Raw genomic sequence first — 15,075 nt, 5'->3', positions numbered from 1 at the left:
TATAATTTAAAAGATTTTTTAGTTAAAGTTAATAAGAGATATTGAAATTGTCTCTTGTTTTTTGGTTTGACAAATATGTGAACAAAAATCTTAAAAAAAAAATGCTTTGCTATTGAATTTAAAGAATTTTTTCCTCATGTTTATCATGCTTTCTAAGCTACAAAAAAATAACGAAACTTTTCTATGTTAATTGATGAAATTGAAATAAGGGTACGATATGGTGAAACCGATCAGATGGGTGTTGTGCATCATGGTAATTATGCACTATACTTAGAGATGGCGCGGACTGAATGGTTAAGGTCTTTAGGAGTCTCTTACAAAGAGATGGAGGAGAATGGTGTCATGTTACCTGTAATATCGATGTCTTTAAACTACAAAAAATCAGCTTATTATGATGAGGTAATTAAAGTAAAAACCACACTTAAAAATCATCCCACTGTTAAAATTGATTTTGACTTCGAAATCACTAATCAACAGGGTGAATTATTGGTTCTTGCCAACACCGTTTTAGCATTTATAAATATGGAAACCAAACGCCCAATGAAATGCCCGAAATACATTTTAGATTTGTTGCCACAAGAGATTTAAAGTGGTTTTATTTCTACTTCAAAAAGGGTTTTGAAAGTATTAAAAATAGTCTCGGATTCCCTTTTTCTAACCGAAATTGTGAGCTCGCAATGTAGCTCTAATTTCTGGTTAATAATATTAATGTTTTTCTCTTTTATAATCCGCATTACCTTATTCATGTTTTTATAATCGAAAACAATTAGGTAATCTATATTAATAGTGCGTTCTACTATTTTTGATGCTTCTAAGCTTAATTGGGCCGACGTTCTGTATGCACTAATTAATCCGCCTACGCCTAATTTAACACCTCCAAAATAACGCACTACAATTATAAGAATGTTTGTGACATTAAAGGATTGAATTTGTCCATAAATAGGCATACCTGCAGAATTGTTTGGTTCGCCATCATCGTTTGCTCGATATAATATATCTTCGGTTCCTAATTGGTAAGCATAACACCAATGTCTGGCAGAATGGTGTTGTTTCTTAATGGCTTCTAGATGCTCTTTTATATCATCTTCTGTTTTTACAGGAAATGCGTATCCAAAAAACTTACTGTTTTTTTCTTTAAACAGTGTTTCTTCAGAGGGTTTTAAAATGGTTCTGTATGTGTCTTGAATGTCCAAATATTAACTGAATAGTTCTTTTTTAGTTTCAAATAAGGTGGTAACATCTTCTGTTTCGGGGTTAATGTTCCATGTATGTATGCCTAACTGTTCTGCAGCAGCTGTGTTTTCGGCTAAATCATCAACGAATAAAGTTTCAGAAGCTATTAAATTATTTTCATTTAAAACGAATTCAAAAATATCTGCATTGGGTTTTCTAAGATTAATTTCGTGAGATAAGTAAAAGACATCAAAATAACTTTTAAACTCATTAAAAAATGGTACGTAAGTTTTTACAAATTCGATGTGTAAATCGTTAGTGTTGCTTAATAATATTAATTTGTACTTTTTACTATCAGACAGTGCTTTTAAAAATTCTAAACGGTGGTGAGGAAAGTCTTTTAAGATAGAGTTCCAAATTTCTAGTATTTTTTCTGACGTTACATCGGGGAAAGCAGACTCATAAAATTCCATAAATTCTGAAGTCTCCATCAGTCCCATTTCGTAAAGACTATTTACATGTACTAAGTCTTCAGGAAGACTGTCTAGTTTAAAATTAACTAAAGCTTGTTCTAGTGCACCGACTTTATCTAAATTGATAAAAACGTCTCCAAAATCGAATATAATAGTTTTAATCATTGATGTAATATTTTAAAGTATCGTTTAAAAGTTTTGTTTCTGAAATTAATTGACCTTTAAATAAAGGAGCTTTTGTACCTTCTAAAAACGAATTTGTGCCGTAAAATACGCGTGCTTCGTCCCAAAGATTTTCATCTATGAAGGTTTGAAGGGTTTTGCTTCCGCCTTCAATAATTACAGATGTAATTTTCTGTTTATATAAGGTATTACAAATTTGTTTTGCTAAAGGCTCAGAGGTATTTAAATCGGCTTCAGTTAATCGTATGGTTTTGGCACTAGTATTAAAAATAGCTGAATCTTTTGGTAAATTATTATAGGTATCTATTACTATACGTGTGGGGTGTAGCCCAGACCAATCTCGTACGGTTAAACTTGGATTGTCTTGTAATACGGTGTTTGCACCCACAAGAATGGCTTGTTCTTCGGCTCTCCATTTATGAACCAATTGTCTGGAATATGTATTGGTAATCCAAACTGGTTTTTGTTCATTTTTAGTTTTAGGAGACAGAAAGCCATCTGCCGATTCTGCCCATTTCAATATAATGTATGGTCGTTTTTTATTGTGAAATGTAAAAAAACGTTTATGGTGTTGTTTGCATTCATGTTCTAAAACGCCAACAGTCACTTCACAACCAGCAGCTTTTAATTTTTCTATACCTTTTCCTGCAACTAACGAATTATCGTCAATAGTACCAATAACAACTTTAGGGATATTGTGCTTAATAATAAGGTCGCTACAGGGTGGTGTTTTTCCAAAATGCGAACAGGGTTCTAAGGTTACATATAACGTAGCGTCTTTTAAAAGGGACTTGTCTTTAACCGACTGAATGGCATTAACTTCGGCATGAGGGCCGCCATAAGGACTGGTGTAGCCTTCGCCAATTATAGCGTGGTTACGTACAATTACACAGCCTACCATTGGGTTTGGTCGCGTGGTTCCAAGACCATTTTCACCAATTTCTATACAACGATTTATGTATTTTTCATGTATCTTCACGGCACAAAAATAAGATTAATATTGAGTATGAGCCATTTCCTGATTAGAGAAATTCAAACAAAAGACAATCAGCAAGTCGCAGCAGTGATTAGAACTGTTTTAACTGAATTTGGTGCGCCTAAAGTCGGTACGGCTTACGAAGATAAAGCTTTAGATGATATGTGTGAAACTTATAATACAGATACATCTGCATATTTTGTGGTTGTAGATAAAGACAGAGTTATAGGTGGAGGCGGTGTGAGTTCGCTTGCAGGTGAGGTCGGAGTTTGCGAAATACAGAAAATGTATTTTTTAGAAGAAGCAAGGGGAAAAGGTTTAGGAAAAAAAATGATGGAAACCTGTATGCAAAAAGCAAAAGAATTAGGTTTTAAACGTTGTTATATAGAAACCTTACCTTATATGACCTCTGCCATGCGGCTATACGAAAAATTAGGATTTGAATATATAGAAGGCCCAATGGGAACAACAGGGCATTATTCTTGCGATGTTTGGATGATAAAGGAATTATGAAATTAAAAGCAATAAAACAGACGTTTCATGAGGCTTTAGATGCCGAGTATGACTCGAGAGAAGTAGACCATTTCTTTTATATGATATGCGAGTATTATTTCAGTTTTAAACGCATTACGTTAGCACTTGAACCAGATTATAGCATTACAGAAGCAGAGGCTGTTCCTGTTTTTAATGCCTTAGAGTCTTTAAAGAAACATGAACCTATTCAGTATGTATTGAAGTCTACAGAATTTATGGGTTTAGAATTTAAAGTGAATAATGCGGTGTTAATTCCGAGGCCCGAAACGGAAGAGTTAGTGGCGTGGATTATTGAATCTGATTTACATAAAATTAAAAAACCAATACGAATTTTAGATATTGGTACAGGTAGTGGCTGTATTGCTATTTCTTTAGCAAAACGTTTTGAACATGCAGAAGTATTTGCTGTAGATGTTAGTGAAGATGCTCTTGAGGTGGCGAAGCAAAATGCAGTATTAAATAAAGTGAAGGTTAACTTTGTATATGCCGATATTTTAACTGTAGACACGTATGAGAATGCTAATTTTAAGTTGCCTTTTGATGTTATTGTTTCAAATCCGCCATATGTTCGTGAGTTAGAAAAACTTCAAATGAAATCTAATGTTTTAAAGCATGAACCGCATTTGGCTTTATTTGTAGACGACCATGATCCACTCAAATTTTATAAAGCCATCACTAAGTTGGCGCAAACACATTTGGTAAATAACGGAGTATTGTTTTTTGAAATAAATGAATTTTTAGGTGATGAAATGGTTGATTTATTGAAACAATATAAATTCGCGCATGTAGAATTGCGTCAAGATATGTTTAAAAGAAATAGAATGATTAAAGGCATAAAAATACTATGAAATCTATAGCTGTATTTTGTGGGTCAAGTCTTGGCTCCGATTCAAAAATTATTTCAGAAGCTTATCAGCTTGGAAACACTTTAGCAGAACAACAAATAACTTTAGTTTACGGCGCATCAAAACTAGGTATAATGGGTGAAGTTGCCCGTGGTGCTTTAGACGCTAAAGGAAAAGTTTTGGGGGTTATACCGGGTTTTTTAGAAACTAAAGAAATTGTAAATCCACAAGTGTCTGAGCTAATTGTGACTAAAAATATGCACGACAGAAAGGTAATTATGTACGAGAAATCTGAAGGTTTTATGGTACTTCCTGGCGGATTTGGAACTATGGACGAATTTTTTGAAATTACTACCTGGGGACAATTAGGATTGCATACAAAGCCAATAGGAATTTTAAACATTAATGGTTTTTTTAATCATTTACTAGCTCAATGTAAAACAATGGTAGAACGTGGGTTTTTAAATCAAGACATACTTGATGCTGTAGTTGTAGATGATACTATAGACGGTTTATTAAAAAAAATGAATAATTACAAACCATTACCAACGCCACAATGGTTAAATAAAGAGAGGTTGTAACGATGACAATTGAAGCACAAATAAAGCAATTAAGAGACGAATTAAACGATTATAATTATAAATATTACGTTTTAGACCAAAGTGAAATTAGTGATTTTGAGTTCGATATGAAACTTAAAACACTTCAAGACCTTGAGGCTAAACATCCAGAATTTTATGATGTAAATTCGCCAACAAATCGTGTGGGTGGTACTATAACTAAAAATTTTAATACTGTGGTTCATGATTACCGCATGTATTCTTTAGATAATTCATACTCTAAAGACGATTTACTAGCTTGGGAACAACGCGTAAAAAAAATGGTTGATGGTGATGTGTCTTATACTTGCGAGTTAAAGTATGATGGAGCTTCAATTAGTTTAACCTATGAAAATGGTGTGCTTACAAAAGCTGTGACACGTGGCGATGGAGTACAAGGCGATGAAGTTACCTCGAATATAAAAACAATTAAGTCGGTACCTTTAACATTAAAAGGGGACTTCCCTGAAAAATTCGATATTCGAGGCGAAATTGTGTTACCATTTGATGGGTTTAATAAAATGAATGAAGAACGGATTGAAATAGGAGAAGAGCCTTATAGAAATCCAAGAAATACCGCTTCAGGAAGTTTAAAATTACAAGACAGTAGTGAAGTAGCAAAACGCCCATTAGAATGTTTGTTGTATACTATTGTGGGTAGAAATCTAAATATTCAGTCGCAAATAGAAGGCTTGCAAAAAGCACGAGATTGGGGGTTTAAAGTGCCCAATGCCGCAAAATTAGTACATTCTATAGATGATGTTTTTGAATTTATAGAATATTGGGATGTACATAGGCACGATTTGCCTTACGAAACCGATGGGGTTGTTATAAAAGTGAATAGTTTTCAGCATCAGGAAGAATTAGGGTATACTGCCAAAGCGCCACGCTGGGCTATCGCTTATAAGTTTAAGGCCGAGCAAGTGTCTACCCGTTTAAATGAAATTACGTATCAGGTAGGCCGAACAGGTGCAATTACGCCTGTTGCAAATTTAGAACCTGTAGAATTAGCAGGTACCACCGTAAAACGTGCCTCTTTGCATAATGCCGACCAGATTGCAAAATTAGATATCCGTGAAGGCGATGAGGTGTTTGTTGAAAAAGGAGGAGAGATTATTCCTAAAATTATTGCAGTCGATTTAACACAACGTCCTTCTGATTCCAAACCTACGGAATATATTACACATTGTCCAGAATGCAATACAGCATTAGTAAGACAAGACGGAGAAGCCCAACATTATTGTCCGAATTATAACGGCTGTAAACCTCAAATAATAGGGAGAATACAGCACTTTATTTCTAGAAAAGCCATGGATATAGATGGTTTAGGAGGAGAAACAGTAGCATTATTAGTAAACGAAGGCTTAATTTGTAATTATTCAGATTTATACCAACTCACGAAGGCTGATGTTCTGCCTTTAGAACGTATGGCAGAAAAGAGTGCAGATAATTTAATTAACGGAATCGAGCAATCTAAACAAGTGCCTTTTGAACGCGTTTTGTATGCGTTGGGAATTCGTTATGTAGGAGAAACAGTTGCTAAAAAACTAGTTAAGCATTTTAAATATGTTGATGCAATAGCAGAAGCGACCGAAGAGGATTTAGTAAATGTAGATGAGATAGGGGTAAAGATTGCTAAAAGTGTAGTTGCTTTTTTTCAATCCGAAGAAAATCGTTTAATAATTGAGAGGTTAAAAGGGTTTGGGTTACGTTTAGAAATTTCTGAAGAAGCCTTAGCTAATCAGACCGATACTCTGGCAGGAAAGGTATTTGTGGTCTCAGGTGTTTTTGCAAGGGTGTCTAGAGATGAGCTAAAAAAAATGATAGAAGATAACGGTGGGAAAATAGGAAGTTCAATTTCTTCAAAAACTAGTTTTGTGGTTGCAGGTGATAAAATGGGTCCAAGTAAACGTACTAAAGCAGAGGCATTAGGTATTCATGTTTTAACAGAAGACGATTTTTTAATCATGGTAAATAAATCTTAAAAAAAAGTTAAGACTTGTTTTTTAAATTGAATTTAGTTGTTAATTTAATATTAATAATTAGTTTTGATGGTTGTTTTATTGAGATTTTATGAAGAAAACATATTATTTAATTATCATAATATTTTTGTATAGTGTGTTTTTCTTTGTATTAGAGATGCATAATTTTCCTAAAATTGCAGCTAAAGTAAAGGCTGTTGTTGTTCCTAGCATTTGTGTTTTTTACATTATTGATTTAAATAATAAATTATTGTTTTTTAAAATATTTCTTATTTTATTTTCAATAACAGATCTATTAATTTTTACAGATGCTTTTATTCCTATAAATTTTAAGTATTATATAGGTAATACGTTGTATATTGTAGCTTATATTATTCTTATATATAGTGTAGTTAGACGTGTGGATTTGTCAAAAATTCTCACAGAGTTTAAACTCACTGTTGGAGTATTGTTTTTAATGAATATATATGTTTTGTACGCTTTATTAAATGTGGATTTAGTTTTGGAATCTAGTCCTTTAATATCATCAATGTCGTCTGTTATTTTAGAATTAATATATAATGCTGTAACCTTTATATTGTTTACAGTGTCTTTTTTAAATTATTTATATAAAAATAATAAAGAATCTCTCTATCTTTTTATAGGGACATTGTGCGTGGTATTTTCTGAAGTTATTCAATTTGTAACAACATACCCTTCAAACCAAAAATTATTAAACACTGCTTGTTATGTGTTATTAGTTTTAGGTTTTTCTTTCTTTTATTTATTTGCCAGTTTAAAAGCGGTTGGAGAGCAGGAAATAGCTAGTCTTTAATATTTGTAGAGTAGCGAATTAGTTTATTCATTGTACATAAACATGTATTTTATCGAAATACTTGTGTTTTTTTCGACGAAATACACAATAAGTCCGTTGTAATGTTGTATGTTTGTAAAACCTACTTATGTTTGTTTATTTTGAAGAACTGGATTAAATTTAATTATAGTAAGATCTTTATCACGGTCTTATGTCTTCTAATAGGCCTTAATATTTTTGCTACAGTAACCCATAGGGATTTTCTTTTGCAATGTGTTAAGCCGTTAATTATACCTGTATTTGTGTTTTTTTATTTTATGAGATGCAATTACATAAATTGGTATTTAGCAACGTATTTGATTTCGGCTTTTTTAGCAGATTTAACTTCAATATTTTTTCATCACCCTAAAATTCTAATGTATTGTAATTTATTTTATTTAGTAAGTTACTTAAGTCTCTTGGGGTTTGTTTTAACTAAATTTAAAGGGATTAGGTTTGGTATGTTGTTAGGCGTGTATTTAGTTGTAGTTTTTGTTATAAATACTTATTTATTATATCAGTTATATACAGTTTTAGATGGTATAATAAAAAATCCAATTATGGTTATGTTTTTTGGATTGCATACTGTAACTCTTGTTATTCTTGCATTTGTGTCTTTTGCAGTGTATTTAAATTCAGATACTAAATCGTCTATTCTGTATTTAGTAATGGCATTATGCTTTATATTCTCAAAAGTCTTATTTTATATTCGTAACTACTATATATACGATTGGAGTTTAGTATTAATAGAGTTATTTCTGTATAGTGGCGGATTAATCTTTTTGTTTTATTATATGGTTAATAAGAATAAAGCCAAAAAAAGAGCGCAAAAAATACGCTCTTACAATTTTGTGTTTGCTAAACAAAAGGAACAACAACAAGTGCTTAAACAATAATAGAAGCTCCATTTGCCGTTTTGTTTTTATCAGTGTCAAAAAAGAAATCAATCTTACCTAAATTAATACCGTAACATCCCACTTGATTTACGAGCATATTTTTGCCTTCAATATTTTTCACAACTGTAGGTTTAGGAAGAAAAGTATGGGTATGACCACCAATTATTAAATCGATATCTTTAGTTAACGAAGCTAATTTTAGATCGCTTATTTTGTCTTCATATTTATAATTGTAGCCAAGATGAGAAAGGCAAATAATTAAATCGCACTGTTCTTGTGTTTTTAAAACATGAGTCATTTCTTGTGCCATTTCAACCGGATTTAAATATACAGTTTCTTTATATAAAGCACTATCTACTAGACCATGTAGTTCTATACCTAAACCAAATACCCCAATTTTTATACCTTCTTTATTGAAAATTTTATAGGGTTTAGTATGTGTATCCATTATGGTATTTGAAAAGTCGTAATTAGCAATTAAAAACGGGAATTCTGCATGTGGTAATTGGGCATAGAGACCTTCGATACCGTTGTCAAAATCATGATTACCGATAGTTGCAGCATCATATTTTAATTTACTCATTAACTTAAACTCTAATTCTCCACCATAAAAATTAAAATATGGAGTACCTTGAAAAATATCTCCAGCATCTAATAAAAGCGTATTAGGGTTATCTAAACGTATTTTATCTATTAATTTTGCACGTTTAGCAACGCCACCTAGATTAGCATTTTTACCTTCGTTAGGTCCAAAAGGATCGATATGACTGTGTACATCGTTAGTATGTAAAATGGTTATTTTCTTACTTTTAGGAGCAGTAGTAAAAGAAGTTAAACTTAATCCACCTATTGCAACTACAGAGGTTGCTAATGTAGATTTTTGTATGAAGTCTCTACGTTTCATAACGTTTAAAATTTATTGTATTTGGATAAATCTGTCGTCTATCATCGGATTAATAGTATCTACTTTTGTAAAATAATCAATAAAAGCATTTCTTAGTTTATAATTTAAAACGTAAGCTGTATCGTTAGGTTTGAAAAAGGTCATATTATCTCCACCATTGTATAAATAATCATTGGTTGCGACAAAGTACGTTCTGTTATCATCGATTTTTTGCCCTTTAACTGATGCTTCAACTATGTCAAAATCAGAATTTATTACTAACTTTAATTTAGATACAGGGTGTGCGGTTTTAGACTTACTTAAATAATTTAAGGCTTTATTTACCTGTGTGCCTTTAATAGCAGCAACAATAATACTGTTTTCAAAAGGCATTATTTCGTACGCTGTTCTAGAAGTAATATTTCCTTTAGAAATAGGGGCGCGAATACCGCCTTTGTTAAGTAAAACAAAGTCTATATCTTGACCAGTTCTGCTTTTGAAGATAGGATTGGCTTGTTCGTAAACCACATCTGCCATAAAATTACCTATAGCGGTATTAAATGTTCCATCGTTTTTATTGTAAGTTTCTGGAGCATAAGCTAACGTGCTGTCTAGAGTACTTACAACATGATCGTGATAGGGTTTAATAAAGTCTATGAGATCTTGATTTGGGGGTAATTCTTCTGAAATCTGAATTTGTTTACCTTCAATTTTTGTTAGATTTAACGTCTTTGTTTTACAGCTTACCAATAATACTAGGCAGGTGCAAATCATGAATTGTTTAAAAATCATAATTAAACTTATAAATTTTACTGAAGTATGGTTATAGTTTTTCTACATTTGCAAAAAGTTTAAAGATAAATGATTTTAAAAGGTTTTAAGGAAAAATCTAATAAAAAGTATTTTAATAAATTGTTGGTAAATCGTAAGATTTCTAGTGCTTCTAAACGTATTGAAAGTTTGGGAGTTATATTAAATATTGATGAGATTTCTAGTATTGAAGCTATAGAGCCTATATCTAAACTTTTAAATATTAAACCCAATAGTTTTAAAATAATTGCGTTTACAGCAGCAGCAGAAGCTAAAATAGATGCTGGATATCCAATTTATACGGCTAATGATATTGGCTGGGGAGGAAGTATTAAAAATCCCGAATTGGAGTTGTTTTTAGAGACTAAGTTTGATGCTTTAATTAGCTATTATTTTGTTGATAATTTAGATTTAAAACTGTTAACCGCAGCTACAAAAGCAGATTTTAAAATTGGGGTATTACAAGAAGAACCACGGTTAAACGATTTAATTTTAAATATAAATCAGGGAGCCATAGAAGTCTTTAAAAGTGAACTTTTAAAGTACTTAAGTATATTAAAAAGAATTTAAAAAGATGAATAATAAATTAATAGGTACTGGAGTTGCTCTGGTTACACCTTTTAAGGAAGATCTTACTGTAGATCACGACGCATTAACACAAATTGTTAATTTTAATATTGAAAACGGAACCAATTATTTAGTAATAATGGGTACCACAGGAGAAAGTGTAACTGTAACTAAAGCAGAAAAGGAAACTATAATACAAACCATTTGTAAAGCTAATAATGGAAGAGTACCTTTAGTTTTAGGTATAGGTGGTAATAATACCGCAGTTGTAATAGAAGAGATTAAAACTACAGATTTAACACCTTTTGAAGCCATACTTTCAGTATCTCCATATTATAGTAAGCCAACACAAGAGGGTATTTATCAGCATTTTAAAGCAGTGTCTGAAGCTTGTCCTGTTTCTGTTATTTTATATAATGTTCCTGGAAGAACAGCATCAAACATGCTACCTGAAACCACGATTAGATTAGCTAAAGACTTTAAAAATATAGTAGCTGTAAAAGAAGCAGGAAACAATATTGGTCAGTATTTAAAGTTATTAAAAGATAAACCTGAAGATTTTTTAGTTATTTCTGGAGATGATGACTTAGCTTTAGGTGTTGTTTTAGCAGGTGGATCAGGCGTTATTTCTGTTATAGGGCAAGCTGTTCCAGCTCAATTTTCTAAAATGATTAAGTTAGGTTTAGAAGGAAAAGCTAAAGAAGCTTACGCTATTCATTACAAGTTAATGGATGTTATAGGGTTTATTTTTGAAGAAAATAATCCTTCAGGGATTAAAGCTGTTTTCGAAGCTTTAGGGTTATGTCGCGCTAGTGTAAGATTGCCTTTAGTAGAGGCTACTGCTGGATTGAAAGCTAAAATTAAAGATTTTGTTGCTGCTAATTAGTACATTTAAATACGTGTGAGTTTACCCAATAAGTAACCGCATGTTTTTTAGTAACCATTTTAAAAGTTAAAATATACTTAAAGCTAATTGTAACCTAATTACATCCTTTAATTTAGCTGAAAAATATTATTTTTAAAATCAATAAGAATAGCTTAATTTTGCATTCTGTTAAAAAACTATGGGGAAATATTTATACATTTTATTGGCGTTTATTGTTTTAAGTTCATGTGGTGAATACCAAAAAACTCTTAAAGCAACAGACATCGGAGCAAAATTTAAATTAGGAGAACAACTTTATAATGAAGGAGAGTTTTCTAAAGCAAATAGATTGTTCTCTCAAATCGTACCAAGTTACCGAGGTAAACCACAAGCAGAAAAGCTTATGTATATGTATGCTCAGTCTTATTATGGTATGAAAGACTACTTTGTGGCTGGTTACCAATTTGAACGTTTTGCAGATTCTTACCCAAATAGTGAGAAGTTAGAAGAAGCTTCTTTTTTATCGGCTAAGAGTTATTATAAAATGTCTCCTGTGTATAGTAAAGACCAATCAGACACTAAAGATGCGATAGAAAAATTACAATTATTTATTAATCAATTTCCTCAGTCAGAGTATTTAAGTGAAGCTAGTGGTTACATCCAAGAGTTAGATGCGAAATTAGAACGTAAAGCATTCGAAATAGCAAAACAATACAACACTATACAAGATTATCAAGCATCTATAAAATCGTTTGATAATTTTCTATTTGAATTCCCAGGATCAGCATTAAGAGAAGAAGCCTTTTATTATAGATTCGATTCGGCATATCAATTAGCAATGTATAGTATTGAGCGTAAGAAACAAGAACGATTAGAATCCGCTAATAATTACTATTTTGATCTTATAAAAGGGTATGCAGATACTCAATTTCTAGAAGAAGCAGGTTCTAAACATGAAGCAATAGAAGAAGAATTAAAAAAATACAGCACTAAAAGTTAATATAATGGATTTAAAAAAAATTAATGCGCCTTTAAGTACAGTAACGTACAATAAGAATAAAGTTGATGAACCAACAGGAAATATCTATGAAGCTATTTCTATTATTTCTAGACGTGCAGACCAGATTAACACTGAGATTAAAAAGGAACTAATTGAAAAATTAGAAGAATTTGCAACGTATAATGACAGTTTAGAGGAGATTTTTGAAAATAAAGAACAAATTGAAGTTTCAAAATTCTACGAAAAATTACCTAAACCACATGCCTTAGCAGTGCAAGAGTGGTTAGACCACAAAGTATACTACAGAAACACTGACGAAGACGTTCAGTAAAACATAAGCTTATGTCTATATTAAGCGGCAAAAAGATACTGTTAGGCATTAGTGCTGGTATAGCGGCTTACAAGACAGCTTCTTTAGTAAGATTATTTATAAAAGCAGGTGCAGACGTTAAAGTTGTCATGACACCTGCTTCTATTGATTTTGTAACGCCCCTAACATTATCTACATTATCTAAACATCCTGTGGTTACTTCATTTTATAATGAAGAGGATGAAAGTGCAGTCTGGAATAGTCATGTAGAATTAGGCTTGTGGGCAGATCTATTTGTCATTGCGCCTGCAACAGCAAATACCATGTCTAAAATGGCAAATGGTACTTGCGATAATTTATTGCTTGCAACATACCTTTCTGCTAAATGTCCAGTGTATTTTGCACCTGCAATGGATTTAGATATGTATAAGCATCCCTCTACAGCTCAATCTTTTAAAACCTTACAAGACTTTGGTAATATAATGATTCCTGCAACTTCAGGAGAGTTAGCCAGTGGTTTAGTAGGCGAAGGACGAATGGCTGAGCCTGAAGATATAGTGTTGTTTATTGAAAACCATATTTTAGGAAACTTACCTTTATATGGGAAAAAAGTAATGATTACAGCTGGACCAACTTACGAAGCTATAGATCCTGTGCGTTTTATAGGAAACCATTCAAGTGGCAAAATGGGGTTCGAACTTGCTAAAACAGCTGCAAACCTTGGTGCTGAGGTAACTTTAATTTCAGGTCCAACAAATCAATCACTTCAGCATAGTGCTGTTAATATTATTCCTATAATAAGCGCACAAGACATGTACGAGCAAGCACATTTGTACTTTAAAGATACAGATATAGCTATTTGTGCTGCTGCTGTTGCAGACTATAAACCAAAAGAAGTGGCACTTCAGAAAATAAAAAAGGACGATTCTGCGTTAACATTAGAACTAGAGAAGACAAAAGATGTTTTAGCCTCTTTAGGAGCAATAAAATCAGATCAGTTTTTAGTAGGTTTTGCTTTAGAAACAAATAATGAGTTGGAACATGCAAAAGGTAAATTAAAGCGTAAAAATTTAGATCTTATTGTTTTAAATTCTTTAAACGATGCCGGAGCTGGGTTTAAGTCAAATACTAATAAAATTACACTTATTGATGCTCAAGAATGCATTACAGAATTTAATTTAAAGTCTAAAGCCGAAGTGGCTCAAGATATTTTTAATGATATATTAAATAAACTACATGCGTAATTTCTTAACTGTTCTATTTTTTTCTGTTTCTATGAGTTTTTACGCTCAAGAATTAAACTGCAAGATTGTTGTAAATGCAGATCAAACAGGAAATCAAAATGTTCAGGTATTTAAGACTTTAGAAAAGCAACTTACAGAATTTGTAAATAATAAAACTTGGACTGCCAGAGGGTTTAAAATAAACGAACGCATTAATTGTAGTATGATGATTATTGTAAATAATTACAATAATGATTCCTTTAATGCCACGCTCCAAGTACAATCTACAAGACCTGTTTACGGCTCATCTTATACCACACCTGTTTATAATTATAACGATAAAAACTTTTCATTTAAATATGCAGAGTTCGAAAATTTAAACTTTAGCGCTAATCAATACGAGTCTAACTTAATTTCGGTTTTAGCATTCCACATTTATATTATTCTAGGTTTAGATGCCGATACATTTGAGTTAGAAGGTGGAGATGAGTATTTAAAACAAGCACAAACTATTGTTAATTATTCACAGCAAGAGGGATATAAAGGTTGGAAATTGGAAGATGGTTCTCAATCTAGATTTGTATTAATAGACAATCTGTTATCTCCAACATATAAAGAGTTTAGAACGGTTATGTACAACTATCATCGTGAAGGTTTAGACCAAATGAGCACAGATGTAAAAGCGGGTAAAGAGGCTATAGTTAAAGCAGTAAGTGAATTTCAAGTAATGAATAATAGAAGACCTAATTCTTATTTGTTACGTGTATTTTTCGATGCTAAAAGTGACGAAATTGAAAGTGCATTTTCAGACGGACCAAGTGTTAATGTTGCCAACTTTTTAGATATTTTAAACAATATTGCTCCTACATATTCTAGCAAATGGAGAAATATTAAGTTTTAATTGATTCCGACTTAAATCTAAAT

Annotated in this window: 18 protein-coding genes; 13 read left to right on the top strand and 5 right to left on the bottom strand. The window is 31.9% G+C overall.

Annotation, left to right across the window (positions count from 1 at the left end; all coding sequences use genetic code 11):
* The first annotated feature begins 183 nt into the window (after nt 1-183).
* Nucleotides 184-588: an acyl-CoA thioesterase gene (locus FNB79_RS17100; RefSeq protein WP_143382521.1), complete on the top strand. Its 405-nt coding sequence runs from the start codon at nt 184-186 to the stop codon at nt 586-588.
* On the opposite strand, the gene FNB79_RS17095 is transcribed toward FNB79_RS17100, so the two are convergent.
* The 3 genes from FNB79_RS17095 to ribD are packed head-to-tail and all read right to left on the bottom strand — an operon-like array spanning nt 585 to nt 2,808.
* Nucleotides 585-1,193 (bottom strand): IMPACT family protein, encoded by a 609-nt coding sequence (locus FNB79_RS17095; RefSeq protein WP_143382520.1) that lies wholly within the window; start codon nt 1,191-1,193, stop codon nt 585-587. The two genes, FNB79_RS17100 and FNB79_RS17095, sit on opposite strands and share 4 nt — an antisense overlap.
* Nucleotides 1,194-1,196: 3 nt before the next feature.
* Nucleotides 1,197-1,811 (bottom strand): HAD family hydrolase, encoded by a 615-nt coding sequence (locus FNB79_RS17090; protein ID WP_143382519.1) that lies wholly within the window; start codon nt 1,809-1,811, stop codon nt 1,197-1,199.
* A complete protein-coding gene (gene ribD, locus FNB79_RS17085) occupies nt 1,804-2,808 on the bottom strand; it encodes a bifunctional diaminohydroxyphosphoribosylaminopyrimidine deaminase/5-amino-6-(5-phosphoribosylamino)uracil reductase RibD (RefSeq protein ID WP_143382518.1) in 1,005 nt (334 codons plus the stop codon). Before ribD ends, FNB79_RS17090 begins: the two co-directional genes overlap by 8 nt.
* A gap of 27 nt (nt 2,809-2,835) precedes the next feature.
* On the opposite strand from ribD, the gene FNB79_RS17080 reads away from it, so the two are divergent.
* The 6 genes from FNB79_RS17080 (at nt 2,836) to FNB79_RS17055 (ending at nt 8,493) form a co-directional block, all read left to right on the top strand.
* Nucleotides 2,836-3,318: a GNAT family N-acetyltransferase gene (locus FNB79_RS17080; RefSeq protein WP_143382517.1), complete on the top strand. Its 483-nt coding sequence runs from the start codon at nt 2,836-2,838 to the stop codon at nt 3,316-3,318.
* Nucleotides 3,315-4,187, top strand: a complete 873-nt coding sequence (gene prmC, locus FNB79_RS17075; RefSeq protein WP_143382516.1) for a peptide chain release factor N(5)-glutamine methyltransferase — start codon at nt 3,315-3,317, stop codon at nt 4,185-4,187. The genes FNB79_RS17080 and prmC overlap by 4 nt, the downstream gene beginning before the upstream one ends.
* Entirely contained in the window at nt 4,184-4,765 is a 582-nt protein-coding gene (locus FNB79_RS17070) for an LOG family protein (protein WP_143382515.1), read from the top strand. Before prmC ends, FNB79_RS17070 begins: the two co-directional genes overlap by 4 nt.
* Before the next feature lie 2 nt (nt 4,766-4,767).
* Nucleotides 4,768-6,768 (top strand): NAD-dependent DNA ligase LigA, encoded by a 2,001-nt coding sequence (ligA, locus tag FNB79_RS17065; RefSeq protein WP_143382514.1) that lies wholly within the window; start codon nt 4,768-4,770, stop codon nt 6,766-6,768.
* A gap of 88 nt (nt 6,769-6,856) precedes the next feature.
* A complete protein-coding gene (locus FNB79_RS17060) occupies nt 6,857-7,579 on the top strand; it encodes a hypothetical protein (protein ID WP_143382513.1) in 723 nt (240 codons plus the stop codon).
* A gap of 296 nt (nt 7,580-7,875) precedes the next feature.
* Nucleotides 7,876-8,493 carry a hypothetical protein gene (locus FNB79_RS17055; protein ID WP_143382512.1) on the top strand — a complete coding sequence of 206 codons (618 nt, stop codon included), beginning with the start codon at nt 7,876-7,878 and terminating at the stop codon, nt 8,491-8,493.
* Here FNB79_RS17055 and FNB79_RS17050 read toward each other — a convergent pair.
* Together FNB79_RS17050 and FNB79_RS17045 are read right to left on the bottom strand one after the other, a co-directional pair.
* On the bottom strand, nt 8,483-9,397 hold the full coding sequence (locus tag FNB79_RS17050) for a bifunctional metallophosphatase/5'-nucleotidase (protein ID WP_143382511.1): 915 nt from the start codon (nt 9,395-9,397) through the stop codon (nt 8,483-8,485). The genes FNB79_RS17055 and FNB79_RS17050 overlap by 11 nt on opposite strands.
* 12 nt (nt 9,398-9,409) lie before the next feature.
* On the bottom strand, nt 9,410-10,168 hold the full coding sequence (locus tag FNB79_RS17045) for a 5'-nucleotidase C-terminal domain-containing protein (RefSeq protein WP_143382510.1): 759 nt from the start codon (nt 10,166-10,168) through the stop codon (nt 9,410-9,412).
* 69 nt (nt 10,169-10,237) lie between these two features.
* On the opposite strand from FNB79_RS17045, the gene FNB79_RS17040 reads away from it, so the two are divergent.
* From FNB79_RS17040 to porD, 6 genes are all read left to right on the top strand, one after another.
* Complete coding sequence (locus FNB79_RS17040) at nt 10,238-10,756, top strand: DUF6913 domain-containing protein (RefSeq protein WP_143382509.1); 519 nt, start codon at nt 10,238-10,240, stop codon at nt 10,754-10,756.
* A 4-nt stretch (nt 10,757-10,760) separates the two neighbouring features.
* Complete coding sequence (gene dapA / locus FNB79_RS17035) at nt 10,761-11,639, top strand: 4-hydroxy-tetrahydrodipicolinate synthase (protein WP_143382508.1); 879 nt, start codon at nt 10,761-10,763, stop codon at nt 11,637-11,639.
* A 178-nt stretch (nt 11,640-11,817) separates the two neighbouring features.
* Entirely contained in the window at nt 11,818-12,618 is an 801-nt protein-coding gene (locus FNB79_RS17030) for an outer membrane protein assembly factor BamD (protein WP_143382507.1), read from the top strand.
* Nucleotides 12,619-12,622: 4 nt separating this feature from the next.
* Nucleotides 12,623-12,949, top strand: coding sequence for a DNA-directed RNA polymerase subunit omega (locus tag FNB79_RS17025; RefSeq protein WP_143382506.1), 327 nt, complete (start codon nt 12,623-12,625; stop codon nt 12,947-12,949).
* An 11-nt stretch (nt 12,950-12,960) separates the two neighbouring features.
* A complete protein-coding gene (gene coaBC / locus FNB79_RS17020) occupies nt 12,961-14,172 on the top strand; it encodes a bifunctional phosphopantothenoylcysteine decarboxylase/phosphopantothenate--cysteine ligase CoaBC (protein ID WP_143382505.1) in 1,212 nt (403 codons plus the stop codon).
* Nucleotides 14,165-15,052, top strand: a complete 888-nt coding sequence (gene porD / locus FNB79_RS17015) for a type IX secretion system protein PorD (RefSeq protein ID WP_143382504.1) — start codon at nt 14,165-14,167, stop codon at nt 15,050-15,052. Before coaBC ends, porD begins: the two co-directional genes overlap by 8 nt.
* The last annotated feature ends 23 nt before the right edge of the window (nt 15,053-15,075 follow it).

The organism is Formosa sediminum, from assembly GCF_007197735.1.
GTDB lineage: Bacteria > Bacteroidota > Bacteroidia > Flavobacteriales > Flavobacteriaceae > Formosa > Formosa sediminum.
The sequence above is the reverse complement of the archived record's forward strand: the minus strand, read 5'-3'. Positions and strand labels throughout refer to the sequence as shown.